This is a genomic window from Pseudoalteromonas sp. MER144-MNA-CIBAN-0113 (assembly GCF_040308965.1).
GTDB lineage: Bacteria > Pseudomonadota > Gammaproteobacteria > Enterobacterales > Alteromonadaceae > Pseudoalteromonas > Pseudoalteromonas tetraodonis.
Map to the genome: position 1 here is coordinate 1 of NZ_JBEOOG010000150.1, position 2,053 is coordinate 2,053.

2 protein-coding genes are annotated in these 2,053 nt (G+C 41.9%); both read left to right on the forward strand.

Annotated elements, in window-relative coordinates; translation table 11 throughout:
• Window positions 1-643 (forward strand): ATP-dependent endonuclease (locus tag AAEY57_RS19050; RefSeq protein ID WP_350608560.1); only part of this gene is annotated, 643 nt, incomplete at its 5' end.
• Entirely contained in the window at window positions 636-1,802 is a 1,167-nt protein-coding gene (locus AAEY57_RS19055; protein ID WP_350608561.1) for a UvrD-helicase domain-containing protein, read from the forward strand. The genes AAEY57_RS19050 and AAEY57_RS19055, both read left to right, overlap by 8 nt.
• Window positions 1,803-2,053: the final 251 nt, after the last annotated feature.

The window sequence follows — 2,053 nt, forward strand, 5'->3', positions numbered from 1 at the left end:
CGGAGCGGGAAATCGTGCAGGCTCAGGCAGCAGCATAAAACGGGAAAATCGGACAACTACCTTGAAAAACTCCGGTGTCGCATTGTCCAAAAAGGTGGTGTTAGTAGAAGGACCTTCTGATGAGTTGGTTCTCAAGAAAATATATAAGAACAAAAATCAAGGTCGTCTTCCTGAACAAGATGGTATCGATATCATTGTCGTGCGCGGTGTGGGTTTCAACACCTTTATAGAGGTTGGAAAAGAGATAGGTACGGCAGTTAATGTCCTGCGAGACAATGATGGTGATTACGTTAATAATGTTGAAAAAGCACAAGATAATTATGCTGATTACCCAAATATAAAATTGGTGTCATCTACAGATAATAATGAGTTTTCACTTGAACCAGCGATGATTTCAGCAAATGCTGATACGGAAAAAGATTTGTTAGCTTTTGCAAAAATCGTACTCTCGCCTCAGACATATAATAAGCTAAGCGCGAAGCCGACACTTGCTGAGAAGTTCGCATTTATCACCGAATGGTTCAAAAGTGTAGAGGGTGACGGTAAGGGTAAGAAGAAGGTCGACTCAGCCATCCGATTATTTGAGAGTCCCGAACGATTCAAGTATCCCTCATTTCTCGATGAGGTACTCAATTTTGACTAACACTCTATGCATAGCTGGAGCAGGTTCTGGAAAAACCGAAAAGATCATCACAGAGTCTATTGCTGAGATCGAGCGAGGGGGTAAAGTACTGGTGGTAACGTACACAACCAGCAACCAGCATGAACTGCGTCGTCGATTCATATCCTCTTTTGGGAAGCATAGTGATAGTTTCGTGGTGAAAGGATTATTTTCTTTCTACTTAGAAGATATGGTGAGGCCGTATCAGCAAGTTCTCTTTACACAGCGAATTGACGGCATGTTTTTCAATGAGCAGAACCCACACTTGCAGCATGGAAAGCACTACATGTTGCGTGGACGGCAAGAGCAACTTGAAGATAAGAGCTATAACCCAAGTCACTTCCTGACTAAATGTAAGACAAAAGTCCACTCGGCTTTTTTAGCGAAGCTAGCGGCTAGAGTCGCCAAGGCGACAAGAAATGCAACATCTGATCGCCTTGGTGAGATATATAGCAAAGTTTACTTCGATGAAGTGCAAGATCTTGTCGGCTGGGATTATGATGTCCTTAAGGTTTTGAGCAAGGAAATGAAGTCACCAATCATCTGTGTAGGCGATTTCAGACAAACTGTTTATGAGACAACTTTTGGCCACAAAAAACCTAAAACCGCAGAAGAGAAAATTGCAGCATTCAAATCTATGGGTTTCAAACAAGATGCACTAGCACTTAATTACCGCAGCATACAAGCAATCTGTACCGTTGCTGATGAGGTACATAAGAGCGCTTACCAAGGAAGTAAGTCGGCTGTTGATAGTATTCCATTTGAGTTCGCTCATCATGTTGGCGTTTTCGTAGTTAAAGAATCAGATGTAATCGATTATATAGCTGCATATGACCCTATGGTACTGCGCTGGAGTTTGGCATCAGGGTCAAAAATTCTTCCTATTACGGCTAGATGTTCCAATTTTGGAAGCAGTAAAGGACTGGGCTTTAATCACGTCTTAATTCTGCCAACGCCCAAACAGCTAAATTTTATACTAGATGGCGTAACTCCTTTCCCTGAAAAAGAGGAGGTTGCACAGAATAAAATGTATGTTGCTATTACGCGAGCTAGATATAGCTTAGGTTTTATCGTGTCAGACAAGAAAGCAGAGGGATTACGCATACCTGTTTGGAAGAGCTCCCTAGCTGGTCGAGTTTAGTTGAGTTTATAGCTGTGTAGGGGGCGGTTATATTTATTTGTTAGTTGCCTGTTCTTTGCTGAATGCGGATAGTTTAGGCAGATTTAGGTGCTATATAACAACACGCTGTTTACGGACAAATTTTCCGCTACGCTCCAAAATTGCTGCTAAGCTCGGCGTTACCAATGTCTGCAATTGGCACAGACTGTGTGAAAACTCTGATCACCTTTTGGTCTAAGTATGTTCTGCTTATGATCTATTAATCTATACAT